The organism is Roseivirga echinicomitans, from assembly GCF_001592935.1.
GTDB classification, from domain to species: domain Bacteria; phylum Bacteroidota; class Bacteroidia; order Cytophagales; family Cyclobacteriaceae; genus Roseivirga; species Roseivirga echinicomitans.
Genome location: NZ_LRDB01000003.1, coordinates 76,357 through 100,703 on the forward strand (window position 1 = coordinate 76,357; position 24,347 = coordinate 100,703).

The window sequence follows — 24,347 nt, forward strand, 5'->3', positions numbered from 1 at the left end:
CCCTATGAACATCACCGAATCAGAATCCAATTACAACTCGCTTGAAAACATGTCAGTAGCCGACTTGCTGACCAATATTAATAAGGAAGACCAAACGGTTTCCATTGCCGTACAAAAAGTGATTCCTCAAATTGAAGCTTTGGTCAATCAGATTGTTCCTCGCATGCAAATGGGCGGAAGGATTTTTTACATTGGCGCTGGCACCAGTGGGCGTTTAGGCGTGGTTGACGCTTCAGAATGCCCTCCCACTTACGGGGTTGAGCACGGTGTTGTGGTGGGCATTATTGCTGGTGGTGACACTGCCATTCGTATGGCAGTAGAGAATGCAGAAGATGATGCCAATCAAGCTTGGGAAGACCTTCAAGAACACATCATCAACCATAAAGACACGGTGATCGGCATTGCAGCTTCGGGCAGAACCCCCTATGTAATTGGTGGACTAAAAGAGGCGCGCAAAAACGATATCCTCACAGGCTGTATTGTTTGTAATCCAGACAGTCCTGTAGCTTGGGAAGCAGAGTTTCCGATAGAACCAATTGTAGGCCCCGAGTTTATAACAGGCAGCACCCGCATGAAATCTGGCACTGCGCAAAAGCTTGTCCTGAATATGATTTCTACCTCGGTAATGATTCAATTAGGCAAAGTGCAAGGCAACAGAATGGTCGATATGCAGCTTTCCAATAACAAGCTGGTAGATCGCGGCACAAGAATGATTATGGAGATGTTACAAATCGACAGCCCCACTGCAGAAAAGCTACTTAAAACACATGGTTCTGTGAGAAAGGTGATTGACTTTGTGATGAACCAGGGATAAAAAAAGCCCAAAGCCGTCTGCTTTGGGCCAATGAAGTATTGGAATTGTGTTGTTTTGAACTGATTGTTATTTCACTGCATATCTGAGAATGGTTTTAAGTTTTTCTTCTACCGTTTTTCTTGGGTCGGAAATATAGATTTCATGATGCTGACCATTCATTTCTAGGTCATTATCCTTCATGAAAGCAAAGATTTTCTCTAGCGTTCCGCGCTCGTCATAATACGAACCTATGTGTAATGCCTGCACCGATTTGCCCTCGTGAATCGACTCGAATTCTAGCTGGTGGTCGTTGGCCAACTTCCCTTCTTTCACCAATTGATCAACGACTAATTTGAACTCCCCTTCTCCAACAAAATCGGGCATACGGAACATGATTTTCCAATACCACTCCTCTTGTGGAGTTTCTTCGAAAGGCAACTCTCCATCTACCCACCAAAAGGCTTCCATCTTCGGAACGACAAAGTCCATTCCTTCATTTTTGTGGAAGAATTTGATGCCATAAACGAGCTTATATAAATCGTCAATGGCGGCTAAAAAAACAGGGGCGTTTGGTTCGGAATTGCCTTGAATGGTGATGTATTGATAAGGCTCCAGTTCTACCAACTGAGGATTCGATTTTGCCTTGTAGTATTCTGGGTAGGCTTCGGTGAGGTTTAGTTTCGACATGATCATAGGGTTCTATTTTTGGCTTAAAAAATTGATTATGCATCAAAGTAAATGGCCACTAGTGACAACCCTATGTCAGTAGATTTTAGAAAAGGTTTATTTTTTTATTTCATTAAACGGAATAACACTTCCTCAGCTCTTCAATCCGTTCCCTTACCATATCTGTAAGTTTTGCTGGGGAAATGATTTCGACAGCATCACTTAAAGTGAGCAACCATCGAGAAGTGTAGTTTAAGCTTGGCGTCAGAAATTTCATTTTGATGTGCGTTTCGCCCACTTCCTCGCTCACAAAACCCTGACTGTATTTTTTCTCCGAAATGTAGCGCGCCACGGTTTTGTCAATGTTAATTACTACTTCTTGCAAATCCGTACTGTGCGCAATTTCTTCTAAAAACTGACCAAAGCTCGGTTGGTGATCTGTACCGTAGGTTTCATCCAGCTTCTCTAATTTCACTAGCCGATCGACCCGAAAATCTCGAGGCGCCTTCCTCAATCTACAATAGGCCAATAAATGCCATCTGCCTGCATAAAACACCAATCCAATGGGCTCAATATCTCGGTTCGTAAAGTCACCAGAAAAATTAGAGAAATACCGAAAGCGTAAGACTGACTTATCAATCAGGGCCTGCTGGATTGTGGCCAAAAAATTATTGGGAAAACCCTCCTTTTCAATCTGTGGCAAATGCCGCACAACAATTTGGGATTCGAGCCTTTCTATTTCATCCTTCTCGCTGCTTTTCAACACCGATTTGATTTTCAACATCGCCTCGGTAAAATTCCTTTTGATAGACACATCGGTTTGTCCTTCAATTAACTTTGCGCCCAACACCAAAGCATTGGCCTCTTGCTGCGTAAACATTACCGGAGGCAGGTGATAGCCTTCCATAATGAAATAGCCTTTTCCAGCCTCGGCACCTATGGGCACTCCAGCATCTTCCAAAGCACGCACATCACGATAAACTGTTCGTAAGCTGATCTCAAAACGATTGGCAACCTCCTGAGCAGTAACCACTTTCTTAGACTGAAGTTGGATGAGAATTGCAGTAAGTCGGTCGATACGGTTCATAAGGTATATTGCGCAGGCAAAAAGTTAGTTAAACGAAGATAATAAATGTCGTTCATAAGACACTTTTTAGAAAATCTAATACAATTCACACAAGGTTTTAAAAGACTATTGAGAGCAGAAAATAATGACTATCATTGCCCTCTATGTTACTTAACCATTTGATCTTTTTTGGCTGTTGGGCATTGTTTTATACAATCCATAGCCTATTGGCATCAAACGATTTTAAGAAGAAGATTGCATTAAATCAAAGGGCTTACCGTCTGGTTTACAGCCTTTTTTCTACCATCAGTTTTGCCTTTATTTTATTGTTGGGCGCCAGTATCTACAGTGGTTTTGTTTTACCCCCTAGCCCAGTTACCACCTATGTCGGCTTAATGATAGCAACTTTTGGCCTCTTTGTCATTAAACGGTCATTTAGAAATTACAGTCTTCGTGTATTTTTAGGATTGAAAAAAGAAGTTGCATCCGACCAAACACTAAAAAAGGACAAGCTTCAATCTAAAATACGGCACCCTTTATATACTGGCACTATTCTGCTTTTTATGGGCTATTTTATTTATAACCCACTTTTGGTCAACCTTGTCAGCTTAGTTGCGCTGATTGCTTACCTTCCATTTGGTATTCGATTGGAAGAAAAAAAACTTATTCAACAATTTGGGGACGAATATCTTCAGTATAAGAAAGACACCCCCGCACTTTTCCCAAAGATTAAATTCTCATGAAACGACAAACCATTATAAAAATAGCTTCTGCAATCGCTATTTCGGGCGTTCTACTGGTCATAGTAACGCTACTGTCCCGTTTAATTTTCCGTATCGAAACCTCTGATAAAAACACCCTTCTGATTATTGGTTTCACTATGATGCTTTTGGGCACACTCTGGAAAGTGGTCATGGAAATGAATAACAAAGAGGACTAAGCCTGTTCTTGGAACAAAATTCAGCATGCTTTGTTCTGACCCTATGCACACCATTGAACCTCATTACGGCTGGTTGAAATACTACAATGTAGCGGAAGACGAGAATTCTCCATACGATGGGAAAAGCTACAATTTCGACTTGTATTCGGACACCATTTATGGTTACTACATTGATCCGCACTGGGATTTTATGGGGTCAGAAACGCTCTACATAAAAGTGCTTTATGCAGATTGCGACCGAGGTTATATGGTGATCGAATTTATTGGAGAATGGAATGATGCACTGAACAATGACATTATGCACCTCAAGCGAAATATCATTGATCACTTCATACCTCTGGGCATCAATAAGTACATCTTAATTGGTGAAAACGTCCTCAATTTCCACGGCTCAGACGATAGTTACTATGAAGAATGGTTTGAAGATGTAGAAGACGGTTGGATATGCGGCATCAACTTTAGGAACTTTGTAGTCGATGAAATGAAGGTATTTAATGTCGACAACTATATAAACTTTGGGGGAGACTTAGATATTGAAAGCTGGCGAACACTAAAGCCTCAATCTCTATTCGAAAAGATTAATTTGATCATTAGCCGTAGAATTGATCTTCTCTGACTTCTTAGGTAGCGCCACTTTTTTAGTCACGGGAGTTTCTTCTTTATGAATTGGATTGATCTCTGCAATTTGAGAAACGAGGTACCTTCTGTTATTCGCCAGGTCCAAACATAAAGCCCGTGTTCTTTTCACTTCTAGCTTTCTGAATTTCCTCTTTCTTAAGAAGAACTCTTCCCCAATAGCGACAGACTCCAAGATCGGCCTTGAGGTTAGGTTGGCATCGTACTGCGCAAGTACAATTACCAGTTTAGGGTCGGCTGCCGTACTGGCCTTGGGGTTCTTCATGTGTTTGGCCAAAACACGAAGTACATCATCAGGAAAAATACTTGGGTTCAGCATTGGTAACATCAATTCCTGAAACTTGTTTTTCCAATGAGCACCATGCGGTAATTGCCTTGACCGCGGTTTGTGCACCACCCTATGCGCCACTTCATGGATGTAAGTAATCAGAAATTGATAGGAGTTCAGGTCTACGTTTACCGTTACCGTATGAGATTGCTCTCGTGGATCGTAGCGGTAATCGCCAAGTTTTGAAAGCCTTTTTCTATTTATCTTAAATTGAAAAGGGTAAAGTTCCCAAAGCTTAATGCAATACTCGATTGCTGCTTCAGGAACTTTACCCTCCAACTTTGACCTTACATTTTTCACTATTTTTGCCTAAATACGAGTTTCATTGGTACCCCATCAAACTCGAAATGCTCTCTCAGTTTATTCTCTAAAAAGCGCTCATAAGGCTCCTTAATGTACTGCGGAAGATTACAGAAAAACGCAATGGTTGGCGTTCTTGTTGGCAACTGAGTGATGTACTTAATTTTGATAAACTTTCCCTTCAAAGCAGGTGGTGGATAATGATCGATTTCGCGAAGCATCACATCATTCAACTTAGAAGTGGTAATTTTACGTTCACGGTTTTCATTTACCTTAACGGCCAATTCTATCGCCTGGAAGATTCTTTGCTTTTCGGTCACCGAAGTAAAAATCTTAGGAATCCAAGTCAGTTGGCCTAGTTTATCATCCAAATCGGCCGTGAATTTCTTCATGGTATTTGAATCCTTTTCAATCAAATCCCACTTGTTGATCATTAGCATAATGCCCTTGCGGTACTTTATCGCCAAACTAACAAGGTTCATGTCTTGCGCTTCCAAACCACGCTCTGCATCAATCATGATGACACAAACATCTGAATCTTGTAGGGCCTGCAACGCACGCATTACAGAATAGAATTCGATGTCTTCGTGAACTTTTGATTTTTTTCTAATCCCAGCTGTATCGGTCAGAATGAAATCCTGACCGAATAAATTATAGCGGGTATTGATTGAGTCACGTGTAGTTCCAGCTACATCGGTTACGATCGTTCTTTCCTTTCCTAATAAGGCATTGATGAATGAAGATTTTCCAGCGTTTGGACGACCCAAAATTGCAATTTTAGGTATTCCATCATCAGGCCCTTCTATACCATCTTCTTCAAAATGTTTTACCACTTCGTCTAAGAGTTCTCCTGTTCCTGCGCCACTAGCGGCAGCAATAGGAAATATATCACCCAAACCCAGTGCGTAAAAATCATTGGCCATGTAGTGGTAATCGGTGTTATCAGCCTTATTGGCCACAACCAAGACCGGCTTACCCAAACCTCTTACAATTCTAGCAAATTCTTTATCCAATGGGTTTAAACCCGAATGGCAATCTGTCATAAACAGAATCACAGAAGCTTCACTCATGGCCTCAGCTACTTGCGTTCTGATGGCTCCCTCAAACACATCTTCGGAACCAGTAACATACCCACCAGTATCAATCACCGTAAAATACTTACCTACCCAATCTGCGTAACCGTAGTGTCTGTCGCGGGTAACGCCACTTTCGTTATCCATGATCGCCTGTCTTCTTTCTACCAAACGATTGAATAAAGTCGATTTACCTACGTTAGGCCTCCCTACAATTGCAACTATATTTGCCATTTCTATTAATTATCAATTTGTGATTGAGCTTCAAATTAGCTCGTGTAACCAAAGCGTTTTAGTTTCGCTTCCTTTTTTCGCCAGTCTTTCTCTACTTTCACATGGGTTTCGAGAAAGATCTTCTTCCCAAAGAAAATTTCCAAATCTTCTCGTGCTGCCGTACCCACTTTTTTAAGCGACTCCCCTTTATGCCCAATCACGATCCCTTTTTGGCTATCGCGCTCTACATAAATATCGGCCGAGATGCGAATAATTTTTTCGTCTTCTTTAAAAGAAGTAGTTACCACCTCGCAACTGTAAGGAATTTCCTTTTTGTATTGTTTGAATATTTTTTCACGGATCATTTCATCCACGAAAAAACGTTCTGGTTTATCGGTTAAAGTATCTTTTGGAAAATAAGCGGGGTGCTCTGGCAAGTGCTCAATAATTTTTTCGAACACGCCTTCAATTCCAATATTCTCTAAAGCCGAAACCATTACTACATCATGGAAGTCCATGAGCTCCCTCCAGTAGGCCACTTTATCCTCTGCTTGAGATCCTTTTGCCAAATCAATTTTGTTCATCACCAAAATAACCGGCACCTTCACATCCTTCAAGTAATCGATTACCTTTTCACCTTCATACTTCTCGTACAGGTCGGTAACAAATAAAATAAGGTCTGAATCTTCAAATGAACTCGTCACAAAACGCATCATGGTTTCGTGTAGTTCATATTCTGGTTTAATAATCCCTGGCGTGTCGGAATAAATGATTTGAAAATCATCTCCACTCAAGATTCCCATAATACGATGACGGGTAGTTTGCGCTTTTGAGGTGATAATCGAGAGTCTTTCACCCACCATTGCATTCATCAAGGTAGATTTCCCAACGTTGGGTTTACCTATAATGCTCACATAACCAGCCTTGTGCGGACGAATCTCCATGAATTTTCAAATTAGTTCGCAAAGGTACTTGTTTCGAATGGATTTATCACCTACTTTTGTATCCCACTTCAGAATAGCTGAAGGATATATCGCGGGATGGAGCAGTTGGTAGCTCGTTGGGCTCATAACCCAAAGGTCACAGGTTCGAGTCCTGTTCCCGCTACAAGAAAAAGGATACTAAGCAATTGGCATCCTTTTTTATTTGGCCTAAACCCTATTTTGTTCCATAAATAAGGTCACTGGTTCGCCCCGAAGCCATACCGTCCCAAGTAGTGTGTCTGAGTTTGTAAAAAGTTAGGATTACAACCTTTTGAACCGCTCAAACGCAGCCCTTTCCAGGGCTTCTCGGTGGTTAGGATGAGCGATAGAGATCAGTAATTTGGCCCGTTGGTGAAGGTTTTTTCCATACAGATTTACAATCCCATACTCAGTGACCACATACTGCACATGAGCCCTGGTAGTGACCACACCTGCCCCGGGTTTCAAAATGGCAGCAATCTTAGATTCTCCATGCCTAGTAATAGAAGTCAAAGCAATCATGGGCTTTCCTCCTTTGGATAAAGAAGCTCCTCTGATAAAATCCATTTGTCCCCCTACACCAGAATACATACGCGTTCCAATGGAATCAGAACAAACCTGTCCCGTAAGATCCAATTCAATGGCACTATTGATGGAAATCATTTTGGGCAGTTGCCTTATGATTCTTGAATCATTAACATAGGCTACATCCAGCATTCGAACCATTGGGTTGTCATCCACAAAATCATAAAGCCTTCTAGTACCCAGCAAAAAACTGGAAACGATTACATCCTTATGTTTTGTTTTGAATTTGTTATTGACGACACCTTTCTCCACTAACTGCAGCACACCATCTGAGAACATCTCAGTATGAATACCCAGGTCTTTGTGGTTTCCCAAACAGCTCAACACCGCATTGGGTATGGCTCCAATCCCAGTTTGAAGGGTAGATCCGTCCTCAATCAAAGTACTTATGAACTCACCTATTTTTTGTTCTTCTGGTGTAGGGTTGTGCAAGGAGAGTTCGGGCAATTCGTTTTCTATTTCAACAAACACACTGAATTTACTAATATGAATAAGTCCATCCCCATGGGTGCGTGGCATTCGTGGATTCACTTGGGCAATGGTAAATTGTGCAACATCCACGGCCGCCTTTGTAGCATCCACAGATATCCCCAGAGAGCAGTAACCATGCCTGTCGGGGCTGGAAACCTGAATAAGTGCCACATCTACAGGGATGACACCCTGCCTAATCATAACAGGTATTTCGCTCAAAAAGCTGGGGATAAAGCTAGTGCGGCCCTCATTTACTGAACTCCTGCAATTCGCCCCAATAAAGAGAGAGTTGACTTCAAAGGTGCCGACATATTCCGCTTCAGTATATGGGGCAGGCCCTTCTGTATGCATATGGTAAATCGAAATATTGGATAGCTCATCCGCCCTTGCCGTCAATGCTTCAATCAAAGGGATTGGCGCTGCTGCGGCTGTATGTATAAAAATATTATGACCTGATTTGATGACCGATACAGCTTCATGTGCAGATGAACATTTCATGTTTTCAAGGACTAAATAAATGGGTTATCAGAATAATAGTTTTGTATTCATCCTTTAAATTGGAATACATGCTCTTTTAATGTCCGTTATGATTTCAGCGTAACCATGGACATTTCCTTGAAATCTGGCAGCAAGCTGTCTGTCAATACAATTTCTCCTTCTTCACAGTATTTTCTCAACGTCATGCTGGCCATTAGAAAGCAGATTGTCGATTCTGCCCCTTGGTTCAAATTCGGGTTATTTTCCTCCAAGCCATCATACCCCCCCCCGCTAAGGGGACTGTACATGATCTGTTGTAGATGATTATTTCCCAAAAACCAACTATAAGCCACTTCCAGATAGTCTTTATACCTCTCCATACCTAGTACCTTGTGAAAACTATCCAAAGCTAAAATGGTATAGGCAACGTCAATAGGCTGCTCACCAAAGTCATTGGCCTTTTCTTGCCCTTTGTGTTGCCAGCCCCGATTGGACACTACCTTGATTTGATCTTTTGTAAATGTTTGTGACAGCAGGAAGTTGAGGCTATTGAGAGCTACATTTAAGTACTTAGCTTCTTTAGTCAGGTGATAGGCTAGGATCAAAGCTTCCGGCATTACACCATTAGCATAAGTCAAGTAATCTTCAAACCAATGCCACCCACCTTCTGATGAGCTATGATAAAGCTTGACGAGTTTATTGGCCAATTGGATAATCAATGATTTATAGGCTGAATTAGGCCGATACTGAAAAGCTGAATAGAGTCCTTTGATTACAAAACCCATGGAGCGAGGTGAAGAAATTGACCCCAACCAAGGCAAGGCATTAGCAAAGCTTTCCTTTGCTCTATCTAAAATGGTTTCTGGCAGAGCATCACTATTACCCATTAAATAGCCAAGTGCCCAAACCGCACGGGCATTGGAATCTTCAAGATTGACGTAATGATTTTGCCTGTGAAATCCTCCGTTTCTATCCACATAATTCATAAACCGTCCATCGGATTGCTGACAATAAATAATGAAATCCAAATAGGTATCGATGTATAAAAGCAGAGCTTTTGAGCTTGTATGTTGATAGTGCATCAACGTGGCGACAAGAGCCCTAGCGTTATCATCAATGGTGTATCCTGAGTCAAGATCGGGAATGTTGATTTTTGAAAACTGAATGATTCCTATATCAGTGGTCAACTTTTTCAAATGTGAAAAATTAACCTCAGGTTGTTTGTATCGTATGGTAGTCATCGTCATGGATGTTTTAAGGAATTCATTGGCAAATGATATCGCCACGTTAGGCCAAATGGTATGTTGAGACCAATGGTAAGCGTTCAATGATTTATGCTTTAACTCGTTGGGAACCCTTAGCAAGGTTAAAACCTGATCGGCCAGTGCCGCGTGATCAAAAAAGTTGAATAATGCCCCGATATCACCTTTGAGCACTTCCCTTGCGTGGGGAATAGGCGTAGAAATTACTGGGCAACCGCAGCTAAGAGCATAAGCAAAAGTGCCGCTGACCGCTTGGTTTGGGTCCTTCGAGGTAAACAAATAGAGATCGGAGAGTTTTAGGTATTCTAAAAGAACTGGTAGGCTTAAATATTCATTAACGAATATCACGTGTTTCGCCAAGTTCAACTTTGTCACAATGGCTTCAAGCGAATCCCGGTATTGTTCACCTTCATATTCCACGACTTTAGGATGCGTCCTGCCCAAAACCAAGTATGCGACTTCAGGGAATTCCTTTACAATATTAGGCAAAGCATAAAGGGCTGTTTCTATACTTTTATTGGCACTTATCAGTCCGAATGTGGAAAGAACTGTTTTACCTTCGAGTCCATATTTTCGCTTTAGCTCAAGTTGATTTCCCCATGAAGTAGGATGTGTTCCGTGAGGGATCACTTTAATTTTTGATCTCGCCACACCATAATAATTGAAAAGCGTGTTCGCGGAAGTTTCTGTCATTACAACGATGGAGAGAACCAAATCCGTAATGGCCTGAACTACGCTTTTCAAATCTGGATTGGGTTCAGGTAAAACAGTATGAAAAATTACTGAAGTAGGTTTTTCAATAGAATAGAGAAATGTAAGCAAACCCTGACCATAAGCCCCTTTGAACAAACCAAACTCATGTTGTATGTACACTGCCGCAATGCTTTCATCCCCATTTATCCTATCCGCCATTGTGCTATATGATCGGATATCCTCAGTATTTAAAACATGAGTTACGGGCTTGGAATACATATTCGGCTCATGCTTCCCCTCGTGAAGAGCACATACTTCAAAGTCAAATCCTTGATCGAACTGACTGTTCAAACCATTAAGTAAATCTTGGCAGAAAGTAGCAATGCCACATTCCCTAGGCGGGAAAGTGGAGATAAAAAGTATTTTTGGTCTATTCTCAAAACGCATGGGCTATGGTTGTTTGTAGTTAAGCAATTCGGTCACTAAATCTTGAAGAGGAACACTGGCCACCGCTACACGTTCATCTGCAGCCCCATAATAAATGTATACCAGGCCATCTTCTACAATAGCTCCTGAAGGGAAAATAATATTGTTGACAAAACCCTCCTTTTCCCATTCAAAAGTGGGAGAGATGAGTGGATATGGCAATCTGGCTATTTCAATTTTCGGATCATTTAAATCCAATAAAGCTGCGCAAGCGTGGTACATAAATCCTTTTGGCGTATCCTGAGCGGCATGATAAATAAGCAGCCAACCCTCTGGAGTCTCTATAGGTGGGCACCCTCCGCCTATGTGGCTGGATTCATGTTCCAATTCTGGATCCAACACAATATGTTGGTCAAGGCTCATAAAATAGTCTGTCCAAAATTTAAGGTTCAAATCACTTAACTGGTTGAAATACACCATTTGAATGCCAGGATGAATCCTATGAAGCAGGGCAAATTTCCCATTGATCTTTTTAGGGAAAAACATTAAGTTCTTATCCCACACAAGCAACTTCTCAGCCACCTCTGGGCCTAGCCCATGTTCCTTGAAAATTTTATAATGGAAAAAGTACTTATCATTCAATTTAGGGCAACATTCTACCAAATGGTTATATTCCCGATATGTGAATTGGGGTGTAATGGTTCCTTGTTTCTCAAAGTGTTTAAGGTCTTTTGAAGTGGCCAGTGCGCCCAAGGCATTTATTTTGTTATAGGCTGTATAGGTCATATAAAAAGTATCCCCAATCTTAGCAATTCTTGGGTCTTCCATTCCTTGCGATTCCCATGGGTGCTCAGGAATCAAAAGAGGCTTTTTGCTTCTATTTCGTACCCTGATGGGAGAATCTAATTCAGCATAGCCAATAGATGAATAGTTCCCCGTGCGCACTGCCCTGTAGAAAAGATGCGTTTTGTCGTTTGACTGAATTACGGCCGGATTGAAAACTCCAGCATTTTCGAAGCCCAATTTGGTTTTGTCCAATATGACCCCATGTTTTTTGGCTTTGAGCATGATTGTTTTGTTAGGAAAACAAATCACCAATAAACCACCCATGTTTCAAATGATGCGTGTCAAAGGCTACAATGATTGATGTCATTGGCCTTGAAGTTGAGTACATGTAGTTTTGCTTAAAAAAAACAACTCAAATATTGTGTTATGGATTTCTCTAAATATGCTCAAAAAGGAAATGAGTTTCTGGTAGAAGTAAGCAAGGAACTGGGTAGCGACTACACAACAAAAGGAGCAGGTAGAATTGTAAGATCCGTTTTGCATGTGCTCCGGGATTTACTCTCGGTGGAGGAATCCCTTCAACTCGTATCCCAGTTGCCTATGGCTCTCAAAAGTGTGTATGTGGATGGTTGGACTACACATAAGCCAACCAAAAGGATTAGACACATGGGTGATTTTGTAACTGCCGTGGTCTTGGAAGATGGTGATGCTGGTTATAATGACTTTGCAGCTAAAAAAAATGGGTTAAATACCATTGAGGTGGTTTTCAAAGTATTGAATCGACATGTTTCCAGAGGAGAAATGCTGGATATCAAATCGGTTTTGCCTCCAGAGCTCAAACCACTTTGCGATGTAAAATAATCTGCGTTTGGCATGCTTCTGACTCATTGGTTACCATCTTTCTGTCCGAAAATTGGTGTCAGAGAGCCAACAATGTGAAGACGGCTTAAGCCCGTCTTCTTTTTGGAATTATATGGTAAAAACATAGGTCATCCATTGAGCTGACGCTCGTCATTGAGTGCTAAAGGGATGGATTCTATCTTTAATAAAAAAACAATTATGGAACGGTTAAAAAATAAAGTAGCCATAATCACAGGGGCTGCATTGGGCATAGGCAAGGCTACAGCACTTATGTTTGCCAAAGAAGGCGCCAAGGTAGCAGTAACGGATATTTTGGAAGATGAAGGAAGAGCGCTTGTACAAGAAATACAAGCCAACGGAGGAGATGCCATGTTTTCTTACTTGAATGTTTCCAGTGAATTTGCTGTACAAGACGTATTAGAGGAAGTTTTTAATAAGTGGGGCCGATTAGACATTCTGGTAAATAATGCGGGCATTGCTGGTGTAAATTCACCGACCGATCAAGTGACTGAAAAAGAATGGGATAAGGTAATGGGCATCAATGTTAAAGGCGTTTTTTTCTGTACTAAATATGCAATAGGTCATATGCAACAGAGTGGAGGCGGTAGCATAATAAATATCTCATCCATTTATGGAATTATCAGTGCACCTGATTTACCACCATACCATGCTTCTAAAGGAGCAGTGCGTTCAATGAGTAAAACAGATGCTTTACTCTATGCCAAAGACAATATTAGGGTAAATTCCGTCCATCCAGGCTTTATTTGGACTCCTTTGGTGGAAAACCACCTGAAAAATTCTGGGAGTACACTCGAAGTGGGCAGGAAAAATCTTGACGCACTCCATCCTCTTGGACGTGTAGGCAAACCAGATGAGATCGCTTATGGGATACTATTCTTGGCCAGTGATGAATCTTCCTTTGTTACCGGTGCAGAATTGGTGATTGACGGAGGGTATACGGCACAATAACTTGAATATGATGAAAGTACCCAACCAAACCGAAATGCACCAAGATCACATCAGCTGGAACTCGGACATAGAAATGTGGCAGCATGACACTCGAATGTGGAACAAAGAGCTAGATGCCCTTAAAAATGCCTTCGAATTTATTGAAACAGCCATTGAAGATCATGAAAAAGGCATTAGTGCCCATGCCGCCACCCTACTCAAACATCGAGAGCTATTGCTCAAGCATGAATTGGATTTGGGCTTGATAAAAGCCGGGGGTAAGTTAGATACAGAACTGGCCAAGCATCACGAAGAAGAGTCTAAAAGGCATCTTAGCCAACAAATCGCTCACGAGCGACTGAAAAAATACCATCATCAAATGATGGTGCTTGTAAAGGGCTTTAAAAAAGCAATGGAAAGCCCCATGTGAACCCTAGTCCGTTGGAAGGGCAAAAGAGTAGAATAGCCTCCAGTCTTGGTTGTAAGTGATCCAAGACAATTAGGGAATTACCACTGCATTATACCACATAACATCCGACAATGGTCAAGTCATTATCACAGGAAAGTGAGCTGAAGAATAGATCTTCAGCCACTACACCTTGTTAAAGAAGTGGCAGTATTTCTACCTTCCTATTGAATATCACTTCTTATCTTTCGCTTTGCCTGCCATCATTTTCTCTATAAGCTCAGGCACTTTTTCAAAGACTGCAGCCAATCCTTTATTTTGGTGCGTACTCACAAAAGAGATTTGATCCCCTTTAGTTACCAAAAATCCGATTGGGTCAATACCCATGCCGGCTCCAGCACCACCTCCCTCACCTTTTCCTGTTTTGGTAGAAGTTCCGATACCACCGCCACTTCCAAACCCTACCCCTAAACGAATTACAGGTACACATACAAATTCTCCGAGTTTAAATTCATCCCCGACAACTGTTTCTGTTTTTGCTTCCTTTTGAATGAACTCAGTCAATTGTTGAAGCATAGTTTCAAAATTCATTTCCATGTCTTTATCGTTTTAATTTATTTTTTATGATTGCAATCAATATGATGTACAATTTGATTTTAACTTCTAAATGAGCCAGCAGGCGTCCTTCAAAATTGATATGGATGAACCTGTCTTGACTTGTATTAGTAAGAAAGAAAGCCACGGGAACAAGATTGGCGTTCGTTATTACATCACCAGTATCTATGTCCAAGGTCAATTTCTTCACGATTACCCCCTTCATACAACCCCTTGCCAATCTTAGCGGGTGGCTCGATGCCCATGATTTCTTTTTCTTCCTTTTCTTATTGGTTTTTTTATCCTGTGTTGGTTTGAATTTGATTCCAAATATTCTGAACTCCACTTCCATTTTCTCCCCACGTATTACCCTTGCTGAGAAAGTACCCAACTGGCTAAGCTCATAAGTATTAGTAGTTGTATTGCAAACCAGCATCACTGGAGTGAATAGCACCCAAGCAATTGCAGTGGTAATAATTAGAAATAGGGCAATAATTGGCCAAAACACTTCATTTCCTTTGTCCATTAAAATTACGCAGGCCCAGTTCCAAGTCTGATGAGGGATGTCATCGCATTCAGTGATTCACATCATCGTGAACGTATTTTTCCAGTAAGGCTCGGTGATAAATATCATCTGTTAGACGAACTAACGTCATTGTTTCAACCTTTATACCTGTCGTACTTGTATTGAAAAACAAAGAAGCTATGGGAGTTCATAAAGTAATTGAAGTAATGGCATTTTCTACTGAAAGTTGGGAAGATGCGGCTCAAGAAGCGATTAACGGAGTAGCCAAAAATGTCAGGAATATTGAATCCATTTACATTCAGGACAAGAGTGGCAAAGTAGTAGACAATCGGATTGTTCAATACAGGATTAATGCAAAAATCACATTCCGTGTGGAATAGTGATAAATAAAGACCATCGGTTAAATATAAGGTGGCCTTTTTCATTTCATAACAAACCAAGTTAAAGTCATGGAAAAAAAACCACATAAACCAGCACTGTTTTATACACCACGCATTTTGTCATTAGTGCTCATATTGATACTTGGCTCATTTGCAGTTCAGGCATATCAGGAGGCAGAAGTTGTTATCAAAGAGAGTTCTCCTTTCACTATTTATCTCTTGCCCGTTTTCATCCTCTTACTAGTAACAGGTATTTCTTGGAAGAAAGCACGTATTGGAGGCACCTTGTTCATTATCGCTGGACTTTTCTATGTGTTCCAAACCAATGAACTTTCAGCCTCATCATTGGCCATGGTCGCTACACCTCTTATTCTTTTGGGTCTTTTGTTCCACATCAGCCAATACTATTATGAAAAATGAATTCATACTTCCATTGGAAGCAGTTGATATTCATCAGGTGGGAATTGTGGGGGGCAAAAATGCCTCTTTGGGCGAAATGATTCAAAAACTATCGTCACAGGGCATCAATGTGCCTGGCGGTTTTGTGTTAACAGCAAAGGCCTATTGGCATTTCTTGGATCAGAATGACATTAGGGAAAAACTGGTTCGACTGATGAATCGTATGGCTCTAGAAACCAACCTGCATGAAAGCAGTAAAGAGGCGAGACAACTCATATTGGAGGCAGAAATCCCAAATGATTTGTCTACTACAATTATTGATCACTTCCGGATCTTTCTGACCCAACATGAAAATGGACAGGTGGCTGTAAGAAGCAGTGCCACAGCAGAAGATTTGCCCGAGGACAGCTTCGCGGGAATGCAGGAAACCTACCTCAATATTTCTACTGAAGATGAATTGCTTTTGGCTTGCAAACATTGTTATGCCTCATTGTTTACAGCCAGAGCAATAAAATACAGAGAAGATAAGGGTTATGACCATATGCTGGTAGCGCTTTCTATAGGAGTACAACAAATGATCAGATCTGACTTAGCCAGCTCAGGAGTGGCCTTTACTCTAGACCCAAACACAGGGTTCAACAAAGTGGTGGCCATTAGTGCAAGCTGGGGATTGGGTGAAAATATAGTGAAAGGCGAAGTAACTCCCGATGAATTTTGTGTGTACAAAAAAGGCCTGCTGACTGGGGAAAAATCGATTCTTTCTAAAAAGAAAGGCTCCAAAGAAAAAACTATGATCTATGCAACAGGGTCTGAAAACTCAGACTGGAGCATAGCTTCTAAAACAATCAATCAAGATACACCTGTCAGCAAAAGGCAGATGTTTGCACTTGAAGATGAAGAAATCGAAAAACTTGCTCATTGGTGCCTGCTTATTGAAAAACATTATGGTGGGCCAATGGACATTGAATGGGCCAAAGATGGTTTAGACGGCCAATTGTACATCGTTCAAGCAAGGCCCGAAACCGTTCATTCACAGCGTTCAGGAGGGTTCAGTCTCAAAGAATTTGAACTCCTTAGTATGGGGGAAATCCTCGTGAAAGGGGCTGGTGTCGGAACGAAAATTGTCTCTGGTAAAGCAAGACTCCTCGACTCTCCAGAACAAATTGACAAATTGCAGGAAGGGGAAATATTGGTCACCCATATTACAAGTCCCGATTGGGATCCCATTCTAAAAAAGGTATCGGCTATTATTACCGACAGAGGTGGGGTAACCAGTCATGCAGCAATCATCGCCAGAGAAACGGGGGCAGCCGCTATTGTAGGCACCACAAACGGCACTGAGGTGATTAAAGATGGCCAACTGGTGACAGTGGTTTGTGACGGGAGTAGTAATGGAGTTGTCTATGCGGGTGCTCTTCAATGGGAAGAACGTGATGTAGACACATCAAACCTTAAAATGCCCGAAATAGATGTTATGCTAATTTTGGCGGATCCTGAGCAGGCCTTTAAATGGTCTTTTCTGCCTGTTGATGGAGTGGGTTTGGTGCGAATAGAATTCGCCATTAGCAATTCCATTCAGATTCACCCCATGGCCCTTGCCCATTTCGATGCTGTGAATGACCCAGAAGTAAAGGCAAGAATTGAAGAATTGACCATTGGGTATAAAGACAAAAAGCAATATTTCGTTGACCAGCTTTCTCAGTCAATTGCCACCATCGCTGCCGCTTTCGACCCTCGGGAAGTGATTGTGCGAATGAGTGATTTCAAAACCAACGAATATGCGCACCTAATTGGTGGGAAACAATTTGAACCCGAAGAAACGAATGCCATGTTGGGCTGGCGAGGAGCCTCACGCTATTATAACAAAGGATATAAGGATGGTTTTGACTTGGAATGCCAAGCTATGAAAATTGTACGTGACAAAATGGGGCTGACCAATGTAAAGCTTATGATTCCCTTTTGCCGTACAGAAGAGGAGGGCAAGCGAGTACTCGCTATTATGGAACAGAATGGTTTAAAAAGAGGTGAAAATGGCTTGGAGATTTATGTGATGGTTGAAGTGCCCAGCAATGTTTTTTGTGCAGATGCTTTTGCCGAGATCTTCGATGGGTTCTCCATCGGCTCCAACGATTTGACACAGTTGATATTAGGAGTAGATCGCGACTCTGAGATGTTGCGTGAACTGTTTGACATTAACAATAAAGCGGTAAAAAGGGCTATTTCAGCGGCTATTCTGGCTGCTAAAAATGCAGAAATACCTATTGGCCTTTGTGGTCAAGCCCCAAGTGACCATCCGGAGTTTGCGAAGTTTTTAGTGAAAGAGGGAATCACTAGCATATCCTTCAACCCAGACGCTGCAGTAAAAGGCATAGAAGCTATTAGAGAAGCGGAAATGAATGTTCAAATGCCAACAACCCCAGAATGAAGGTTTTCAACCATAACCCAACAATCGCTTTTTCGTGGAGGGCAATCCCAATCACCTTTTTTGCTGTCATTTTAATGTACTTAGGCAGATCGTTATTCATACCACTTAGTTTTGGATTATTGGTTAGCTTTATTCTCTACCCTCTTTGCCAGTGGCTGAAAAAAAGGAATGTCTCAAGCATTATGGCCATAATCATGAGCCTCACGCTTTTCACACTGATTATTCTGAGCTTATTCGGGCTATTGTCACATCAATTTTCCCTTTTTATGGAAAAATGGCCTCTCTTGGAAGAAAAAGTATTGCAAGAGGTACAGGCCTTGGACGAAGATATTGCAGCCTCCTCTTTCCAATTTATGATAGGTGACCAAGGAGTGATCAAATCAATTCTGACCTATGCCTCCAATTATCTGGTTCCAGCGTTGCCCGAGATCATTTACCAATCATCAATATCGCTGGTGCTCATTTTTTTGATTCCTGTTTATGCTGCTTTAATACTGTTTTACAGGCGTGTGCTCGTACATTTTCTGTACTACATGCTTCCTAAATCGGCCCATCACTATATTGAGACCATTCTTCCCAATGTAATTGTCACCTATTATAATTTCATCAAAGGTGTGGGCATGGTGTATCTTGTAGTAGGCATTCTTAATAGCCTCGGGCTGTGGCTCATTGGCATCCCCAACCCCATATTTTTTGGCTTTGTGGCCTCTATACTAACCTTTATCCCTTATGTGGGCATCACCATCGGAGCCTTATTGCCTATGGCCGTTTCCTGGCTCCAGTTTGATTCATTCCTGTACCCTTTGGGGGTGATTGCCATATTTAGTTTTGTACAAATTCTGGAAGCCAACCTTATTTTCCCCTTGGCGGTGAGCAACCGGTTGAAAATGAATGCCCTTGTCACCTTAATTGTCATCATTGGCGGAGGCATTATTTGGGGAGCTTCTGGAATGATCCTCTTTTTGCCCTTTGCTGGCATCCTAAAGCTGATTGCCGATCAGGTAGAAGACATGAAGCCTATTTCCGTGCTGTTGGGTACGAACAAGGATTTGGAGGAAGAGGAGGATTGAGAGATATCCAACTCAATTTCAATGATGACTTCAATCATACCATGCATTGACCCTAGTCATAGGCCTCATCTTATTTGAGGCTTATTTTTATAAGAGTGAAATGAGGGTATTGTTATGAAAAATCTATTTAAAGAAATGGTATATCTCGGACTAGGCGTTGCGGTGATGACCAAAAGAAAAACAGAAAAAATGCTTGAAAACCTGATTGCCGATCATCAAATGACAAGGGATGAAGGACAGCAGGTAGTCCATGAGGTAATGGAAAAAGCCAAACGCGCAAAAGAAGGAACAGATGAACAAATAGCCGCTTTTGTGGATAAATTTTCTGAAAAGACCAGCTTGGCGAAAGAAGAGATCAGCCATCTGCTAAAGGCGATAATTGAAAAGCCCAAAAAAGCCAAAGATCAGTTGGTAGACAAAGTAGAAGAACTTGCTGAGAAGATATCCAAAAAAACCTCAATGACGGTAGAACAAGCCAAGAAAATGCTCCTTGATTTTATGGATGAAGTGCTCAAACTAAAAAAGGAGTTGAAGAAGCAAGGCACAAAACTCTCCAACAAAATCAGTAAGGCAGAAAAGAAAGGAAAATCATTCGTACATGGTATTGAAGGGAAATCAACAGAACTTTTAAACGACATGAACTCCCGTTTGCAAATTGCTATGGACAAGGTGCTTGACCGCTTACATATTGCGCAAAGTGAACAGATGCAGTTACTTGAAAAGCGCATTACCGCATTGGAACATCAAGATCAGTCAAAATAAAATAAAAGGTCATGAACAGAGATAAAGACCCAAAGTGGAACAGAATCAAAAGAGGTCCTTTTCATCGCATTGGAGATAGCTACAGCCATTTTTTCAACACTGAACATTTTATGGGACGCAGTGCCTTTGATAAGACATGGTTAGCCCCTGAAATCCCTTCAAACTTAAGGAAAGAAGAAGAGGCTTACACCATTGAAATGGCACTCCCTGGATTTAAAAAAGAGGAGATCAGCATTTATGTAGAAGACGATTTACTTCGTGTAAAAGCTGAGCGGGAAGACGATTACAAAGACAAATACCTAAGAAAAGAAATTCATCTGGATTCTCTGAAACGTAATTTCCAGCTAGAGGAGAATGTAGACCGAGACAAGATTGAAGCGGCCTATGAAAATGGATTGCTAAGGATTTTATTGCCCCCAAACGGCAAAGCGAGCCACAAGAAAAAACTTATCAAGGTTGCTTGATTTTATTTTTGTAGTAATCCCGAATAGTTGCCTTCACCTGATTTTCAGTCATACTGTCTTGGGTGACGGCTCTATGTAAAACGTAAGGCTTTGTAGTAAGTGCAGCCAAATAATCGCTTAGCTGAATTTTAACTTCGGCTGGCCCCATGACTACTACTTCAAGGCTCTTCTCCAAGTGTTTTGAAATTTGCTCGAAATACTGTTTTGTTAGATGCTTTCTTCGTGTTAACAATCTTTTCTCTGAAACGGGTTGCGCGGGGCCAGCTGGGGTATAATTACCGTGACCACCAACGGAATGAAAATTTTCTATTCCCGATTCAATAACAGTAAATTCATTTTTCCCTTTCTGCAGGTGGTAGACAAAAGCCTTGTCTAAATCTACCCATATTCCTGTAACTCTTTCCATGGCTCAATATATTTGATTAAAACAAGTTATCACTCAATAACCAACCATTCAATGATTGAGGTCACGGAAGAAGTTGATAAGTATCATCACTCAGAAATACCATGAATTCGGCCATCCGTCATTTCTATAATCCGATCGGTTTTTTCAGCAAAATCGAGGTCATGCGTAACAATGAGCAACGACATGCCTTTATCTACACTCAGCTGCTTCAGTATATCGAATACATTTTCGGCATTCTTACTGTCCAAATTCCCTGTGGGTTCATCACCCATAATAATGGCAGGTTCGTTGATCAAAGCCCTGGCAATGGCGACCCGCTGCTTTTCACCCCCAGAAATCCTTGAAGCTAGCTTGTCGGCTAAATTTTTAATGTCTAGCAATTCCAATTTATTCAGTGCATCTTCCCTTATTTCATGGAGCGACTTCCTACCTAGTTTTTTTGCTGGAAGCATTACATTTTCCAAAACCGTAAATTCGGCCAACAGATAATGAAACTGAAAAACAAAGCCAATTTGCTCGTTCCTAATGGCGGAAAGTTCCTTGTTAGATTTGCCGGAAATTTTCACCCCATTAAGCATCAATTCTCCCTCATAGTCGGTATCCATGGTGGAAAGAATATAGAGTAAGGTTGATTTGCCACAGCCTGACTTGCCCATGATGCTCACAAACTCCCCTTTCTTTATGCCGAAACTAATATCTTTCAGGACGTGATACAGGACGGGTTCTCGAAAGTATTTATTGATCTTTCGGGCTTCCAAAACATATGAATCGCTCTTGTTCATTGGCCTCTAATTATGTCTACCGGATCAATTCTCTGCGCTTTTGAAGCTGGCAGATAGCCTGCAAAAAAAGTGGCAATCAGTGCGAATATAATCCCTATGATGTAAAACGAAGGGTCATTATTTACGGGAAAAGTCTTTATGGTGGGCAGAGCCTCTGTTTCAAAAGGAATGTATGAAATGGCCGTAGACAGTCCATAGCCAACAAGCAAGCCCAAGGCTCCACCAATGCAGCCAATTAGCAGTGCTTGACTGATGAAAATCATTTTAACATCCTTCCCAGAAAAGCCCGTTGCCTTCAAAATGGCGATGTCATTCATCTTTTCATAAATCATCATGTTCAGGATATTATAAATGCCAAAGCCAGCCACAATGAGTAGCGTAACAGAAACCGCATAAGTAATCAGGTTGCGAATGTCTGTACCTGTTTCGAATTGGGCATTCGCAGTTTTAACGTCCACAGCAGTCAAGTCAAACTGATTACCGATTTGTGTGGCCATCAGGGGTGCTTTCTCCATATCGAAAAGCTTGACATTGATGTCGGAAATAAAGTTCTTTCCTTCACCCAGAATACGCTGGGCTGTGGTCAGATTAACGTAGCTTTGCACATTGTCGATATCGGCTAACCCGCTCTGGTAAAGGCCAACAATCTTTAGCGGAAAAAGGCCTCCTTTTACTGAAGAGAGCTGTACTCTGTCTCCAACTTTTAAAGACATTTTTTTTGCTACCCCAGCACCGAGAATAATGCCATTGTCGTTCTTTGCCAAATCTTCCGGATTGCCCTCAACAATGTATTCGTCCAGATTGAAAAGGCGAACTTCTTCCATCACGTCAACGCCATGCGCAATACCATTCAATTGAAGAGAACCTGCCAAAAAGAACACCTGTGCTTGAACTTGTGGAATAGCCCCTCTCACTTCGCGCTTTTGTTGCAAGTGGTTCAGCAAGGCCAAGGCATTATGAATGCGCACCTGACTCTTCTTCGGCTTCACTGATGTTACCACGTTAAAACTATTCGCAAAGCGATCTGCCAACGCTATTGGTTGTGTCTCGCTAGGTTCAATTTCATTATAAATATGAATATGAGGTGTTCTGTCAAGAATAAGCCCGTCTAGCAGGCCATTCAGTCCTGTCATAAAGCTGCCTAGCGTAATGAAAGTACCAATACCAAAAGTGACGCCTAAAGCAGCCACAGATGATTGTTTGATCCTGCTGAGCAAATGTGTTTTTGAAATGCCAAGAATAACTTTCCAATTCATTGTTTTGGAAGGTAAAGTTGAGTTGTTGAATCAATGCCTGACAAGACTTCTACCCCGTCCATGTCTTTTAAACCTGTACGCACAGTTATTAATCCATCCGCTGTTTTTACTTGATTGTCGGCTGTCAAGTAAGCCCTAGGAATGACCAAGGCTTTACCCTTTTCCATGATCACAATATTCGCCTCCCCAGAAAGGCCAGGGAAGAGTTTTTCAGGGGGAAGCTTAAAGACGGCTTCTACCGTAAAAGTTTGAGTAGCTTCGTTTTTTTGAGGGAAAATTTTGCTCACACGTGCTTCAAAGGCCTGCTGTGGGTAAGCATCCAAAGACACCATGACAGTTTGACCCAAATCTATCCTAGCGATATCTACCTCATCGATCTGCATTTCCACCACAAAACTAGTGGCATCACCTAATATGGCCACTGGCTCCTGCTGGCTTACACTTTCTCCTGGCTCCTTGTTCATCGCATATACGCGCCCATCCATATTACTTCGAAGGGTATAATCACCTTTGGTATTCTGGGCACTTTTATAATTGTTTTGAGCTTGCTCAAGCTGAATACTCAAATCCTCTTCGGTTCTCTGATAACGATTGAGTAACAAGGCCAGGTTAGATTTAGAAGTATTGAAGGCCAATTCTTTCGCCTCATAAGCATTTTGTGTACCAATATTTTTCTTCCATAAATTTTCTTGCCTCACAAAATTCACAGAATCATTAGCCAGCTTTAATCGGGCAATGGCTATTTCATCCTTTAGCTCATTCAGCATATTGGATCGCCCTTCATAGGCTTGTTGTGCCAAGTCCAATACTAATTTCGCATTTTGAAGGTTGAGCTGTGGATGGCTATTGGTGATTTGAAGTAATGGGCTACCTGCCTTTACTGTATCTCCTTCTTCCACAAAAATCTTTTCAACAATACCACTAACTGCCGAATGGACATTGTAAAGCCTTTCTGGTTGAACCGTAACCGAGGCATAAACTGATTCGGTTAATGATGACACAGTAGGGTTAATAGGTTTTTCACTCGAAGAGCAGGATGAAACTAAAATGAGTCCTATAAGCACCTGTCCCCAACTGAGGATTTTACTTTTCACTAAAATTCGTTTTGAAAGGTACGGTAGTAAAGTCATGGAATTGCTTTTCTTTTGAGTATGAAGTAAGCTGAAAAAGTTCAATTCTTTGCCAATTCAGGTCATTGGAAAATATGATTATGATCATGTAGTATTTACTATCATTCTTTTCCCCACTTCCTCCATTCTTTCAAATCAAATGGCTCCTAAAAATCATTTGGTCAGACAAATGAATAACGGAAATAAGTTTAGCGATTCGAAGAACTGGCTAAACTACTCCATACTCGTTCGCAATGGCCATTTGCCCTGCATGGTGTGTGG

Annotated in this window: 27 protein-coding genes and 1 tRNA gene; 14 read left to right on the top strand and 14 right to left on the bottom strand. The window is 41.4% G+C overall.

The genetic code is table 11. The annotated features are described in order from the left end of the window. Positions 1-4 precede the first annotated feature (4 nt). Entirely contained in the window at positions 5-814 is an 810-nt protein-coding gene (murQ, locus tag AWN68_RS05255; protein ID WP_068412382.1) for an N-acetylmuramic acid 6-phosphate etherase, read from the top strand. A 66-nt stretch (positions 815-880) separates the two neighbouring features. Here murQ and AWN68_RS05260 read toward each other — a convergent pair whose 3' ends face one another. After that, positions 881-1,480: a GyrI-like domain-containing protein gene (locus AWN68_RS05260; protein ID WP_157716096.1), complete on the bottom strand. Its 600-nt coding sequence runs from the start codon at positions 1,478-1,480 to the stop codon at positions 881-883. 112 nt (positions 1,481-1,592) lie between these two features. Next, the gene (locus AWN68_RS05265) at positions 1,593-2,546 is read right to left on the bottom strand and encodes a helix-turn-helix transcriptional regulator (protein WP_068412388.1); all 954 of its coding nucleotides are present in this window, start codon (positions 2,544-2,546) and stop codon (positions 1,593-1,595) included. A 143-nt stretch (positions 2,547-2,689) separates the two neighbouring features. Here AWN68_RS05265 and AWN68_RS05270 point away from each other — a divergent pair, with 143 nt between their 5' ends. The 3 genes from AWN68_RS05270 to AWN68_RS05280 are packed head-to-tail and all read left to right on the top strand — an operon-like array spanning position 2,690 to position 4,081. Then, positions 2,690-3,268 (top strand): methyltransferase family protein, encoded by a 579-nt coding sequence (locus AWN68_RS05270; RefSeq protein ID WP_068412391.1) that lies wholly within the window; start codon positions 2,690-2,692, stop codon positions 3,266-3,268. Further along, the gene (locus tag AWN68_RS05275) at positions 3,265-3,465 is read left to right on the top strand and encodes a hypothetical protein (protein WP_068412394.1); all 201 of its coding nucleotides are present in this window, start codon (positions 3,265-3,267) and stop codon (positions 3,463-3,465) included. The genes AWN68_RS05270 and AWN68_RS05275 overlap by 4 nt, the downstream gene beginning before the upstream one ends. Positions 3,466-3,508: 43 nt before the next feature. After that, positions 3,509-4,081, top strand: a complete 573-nt coding sequence (locus AWN68_RS05280) for a hypothetical protein (RefSeq protein WP_068412831.1) — start codon at positions 3,509-3,511, stop codon at positions 4,079-4,081. On the opposite strand, the gene AWN68_RS05285 is transcribed toward AWN68_RS05280, so the two are convergent. From AWN68_RS05285 to era, 3 genes are read right to left on the bottom strand one after another with little or no spacing between them, the layout of a single operon-like run. Further along, positions 4,031-4,729, bottom strand: coding sequence for a SprT family zinc-dependent metalloprotease (locus AWN68_RS05285; protein WP_068412397.1), 699 nt, complete (start codon positions 4,727-4,729; stop codon positions 4,031-4,033). The genes AWN68_RS05280 and AWN68_RS05285 overlap by 51 nt on opposite strands. Next, positions 4,729-6,036 (bottom strand): ribosome biogenesis GTPase Der, encoded by a 1,308-nt coding sequence (gene der, locus AWN68_RS05290; protein ID WP_068412399.1) that lies wholly within the window; start codon positions 6,034-6,036, stop codon positions 4,729-4,731. The genes AWN68_RS05285 and der overlap by 1 nt, the downstream gene beginning before the upstream one ends. 35 nt (positions 6,037-6,071) lie before the next feature. Next, on the bottom strand, positions 6,072-6,959 hold the full coding sequence (gene era / locus AWN68_RS05295) for a GTPase Era (RefSeq protein ID WP_068412401.1): 888 nt from the start codon (positions 6,957-6,959) through the stop codon (positions 6,072-6,074). Positions 6,960-7,049: 90 nt separating this feature from the next. Between era and AWN68_RS05300 the strand changes: the two genes are divergently transcribed. Continuing rightward, positions 7,050-7,122, top strand: a tRNA-Met gene (locus AWN68_RS05300). Positions 7,123-7,259: 137 nt separating this feature from the next. On the opposite strand, the gene AWN68_RS05305 is transcribed toward AWN68_RS05300, so the two are convergent. From AWN68_RS05305 to AWN68_RS05315, 3 genes are all read right to left on the bottom strand, one after another. Next, complete coding sequence (locus tag AWN68_RS05305) at positions 7,260-8,531, bottom strand: acetyl-CoA hydrolase/transferase family protein (protein ID WP_068412403.1); 1,272 nt, start codon at positions 8,529-8,531, stop codon at positions 7,260-7,262. Positions 8,532-8,617: 86 nt separating this feature from the next. Next, entirely contained in the window at positions 8,618-10,912 is a 2,295-nt protein-coding gene (locus AWN68_RS05310) for a glycosyltransferase (protein ID WP_068412405.1), read from the bottom strand. 3 nt (positions 10,913-10,915) lie between these two features. Next, positions 10,916-11,959: a glycoside hydrolase family 130 protein gene (locus tag AWN68_RS05315; protein WP_068412833.1), complete on the bottom strand. Its 1,044-nt coding sequence runs from the start codon at positions 11,957-11,959 to the stop codon at positions 10,916-10,918. A 144-nt stretch (positions 11,960-12,103) separates the two neighbouring features. Between AWN68_RS05315 and AWN68_RS05320 the strand changes: the two genes are divergently transcribed. The 3 genes from AWN68_RS05320 to AWN68_RS05330 all read left to right on the top strand — a co-directional run bounded on the left by AWN68_RS05320 (position 12,104) and on the right by AWN68_RS05330 (position 13,916). After that, the gene (locus AWN68_RS05320) at positions 12,104-12,538 is read left to right on the top strand and encodes a DUF2267 domain-containing protein (RefSeq protein ID WP_068412407.1); all 435 of its coding nucleotides are present in this window, start codon (positions 12,104-12,106) and stop codon (positions 12,536-12,538) included. Positions 12,539-12,736: 198 nt separating this feature from the next. Next, positions 12,737-13,507 carry an SDR family NAD(P)-dependent oxidoreductase gene (locus tag AWN68_RS05325; RefSeq protein ID WP_068412835.1) on the top strand — a complete coding sequence of 257 codons (771 nt, stop codon included), beginning with the start codon at positions 12,737-12,739 and terminating at the stop codon, positions 13,505-13,507. A gap of 7 nt (positions 13,508-13,514) precedes the next feature. Beyond that, on the top strand, positions 13,515-13,916 hold the full coding sequence (locus AWN68_RS05330; RefSeq protein ID WP_068412410.1) for a hypothetical protein: 402 nt from the start codon (positions 13,515-13,517) through the stop codon (positions 13,914-13,916). Between the two features lie 210 nt (positions 13,917-14,126). On the opposite strand, the gene AWN68_RS05335 is transcribed toward AWN68_RS05330, so the two are convergent. Both AWN68_RS05335 and AWN68_RS05340 read right to left on the bottom strand, forming a co-directional pair. Then, positions 14,127-14,489, bottom strand: coding sequence for a GerW family sporulation protein (locus AWN68_RS05335; protein WP_068412412.1), 363 nt, complete (start codon positions 14,487-14,489; stop codon positions 14,127-14,129). A 4-nt stretch (positions 14,490-14,493) separates the two neighbouring features. After that, positions 14,494-15,012 carry a hypothetical protein gene (locus AWN68_RS05340; RefSeq protein ID WP_068412414.1) on the bottom strand — a complete coding sequence of 173 codons (519 nt, stop codon included), beginning with the start codon at positions 15,010-15,012 and terminating at the stop codon, positions 14,494-14,496. A gap of 179 nt (positions 15,013-15,191) precedes the next feature. Here AWN68_RS05340 and AWN68_RS05345 point away from each other — a divergent pair, with 179 nt between their 5' ends. The 6 genes from AWN68_RS05345 (at position 15,192) to AWN68_RS05370 (ending at position 20,512) form a co-directional block, all read left to right on the top strand. Then, on the top strand, positions 15,192-15,392 hold the full coding sequence (locus tag AWN68_RS05345; protein WP_068412837.1) for a dodecin family protein: 201 nt from the start codon (positions 15,192-15,194) through the stop codon (positions 15,390-15,392). A 69-nt stretch (positions 15,393-15,461) separates the two neighbouring features. Beyond that, positions 15,462-15,812, top strand: coding sequence for a DUF7670 domain-containing protein (locus tag AWN68_RS05350; RefSeq protein ID WP_068412417.1), 351 nt, complete (start codon positions 15,462-15,464; stop codon positions 15,810-15,812). Next, positions 15,802-18,216, top strand: a complete 2,415-nt coding sequence (ppsA, locus tag AWN68_RS05355; protein ID WP_068412420.1) for a phosphoenolpyruvate synthase — start codon at positions 15,802-15,804, stop codon at positions 18,214-18,216. Before AWN68_RS05350 ends, ppsA begins: the two co-directional genes overlap by 11 nt. After that, a complete protein-coding gene (locus AWN68_RS05360) occupies positions 18,213-19,286 on the top strand; it encodes an AI-2E family transporter (protein WP_084362772.1) in 1,074 nt (357 codons plus the stop codon). Before ppsA ends, AWN68_RS05360 begins: the two co-directional genes overlap by 4 nt. A 114-nt stretch (positions 19,287-19,400) precedes the next feature. Next, on the top strand, positions 19,401-20,048 hold the full coding sequence (locus tag AWN68_RS05365) for a hypothetical protein (RefSeq protein ID WP_068412426.1): 648 nt from the start codon (positions 19,401-19,403) through the stop codon (positions 20,046-20,048). Positions 20,049-20,059: 11 nt separating this feature from the next. Further along, on the top strand, positions 20,060-20,512 hold the full coding sequence (locus AWN68_RS05370; protein ID WP_068412430.1) for an Hsp20/alpha crystallin family protein: 453 nt from the start codon (positions 20,060-20,062) through the stop codon (positions 20,510-20,512). Here the strand turns inward: AWN68_RS05370 and AWN68_RS05375 are convergent. From AWN68_RS05375 to AWN68_RS05390, 4 genes are all read right to left on the bottom strand, one after another. After that, complete coding sequence (locus AWN68_RS05375) at positions 20,499-20,918, bottom strand: hypothetical protein (RefSeq protein ID WP_068412433.1); 420 nt, start codon at positions 20,916-20,918, stop codon at positions 20,499-20,501. The genes AWN68_RS05370 and AWN68_RS05375 overlap by 14 nt on opposite strands. 86 nt (positions 20,919-21,004) lie before the next feature. Further along, a complete protein-coding gene (locus tag AWN68_RS05380; protein WP_068412436.1) occupies positions 21,005-21,700 on the bottom strand; it encodes an ABC transporter ATP-binding protein in 696 nt (231 codons plus the stop codon). Next, complete coding sequence (locus AWN68_RS05385) at positions 21,697-22,956, bottom strand: ABC transporter permease (RefSeq protein WP_068412439.1); 1,260 nt, start codon at positions 22,954-22,956, stop codon at positions 21,697-21,699. Before AWN68_RS05385 ends, AWN68_RS05380 begins: the two co-directional genes overlap by 4 nt. After that, a complete protein-coding gene (locus AWN68_RS05390) occupies positions 22,953-24,050 on the bottom strand; it encodes an efflux RND transporter periplasmic adaptor subunit (protein ID WP_245657955.1) in 1,098 nt (365 codons plus the stop codon). The genes AWN68_RS05385 and AWN68_RS05390 overlap by 4 nt, the downstream gene beginning before the upstream one ends. Positions 24,051-24,347: the final 297 nt, after the last annotated feature.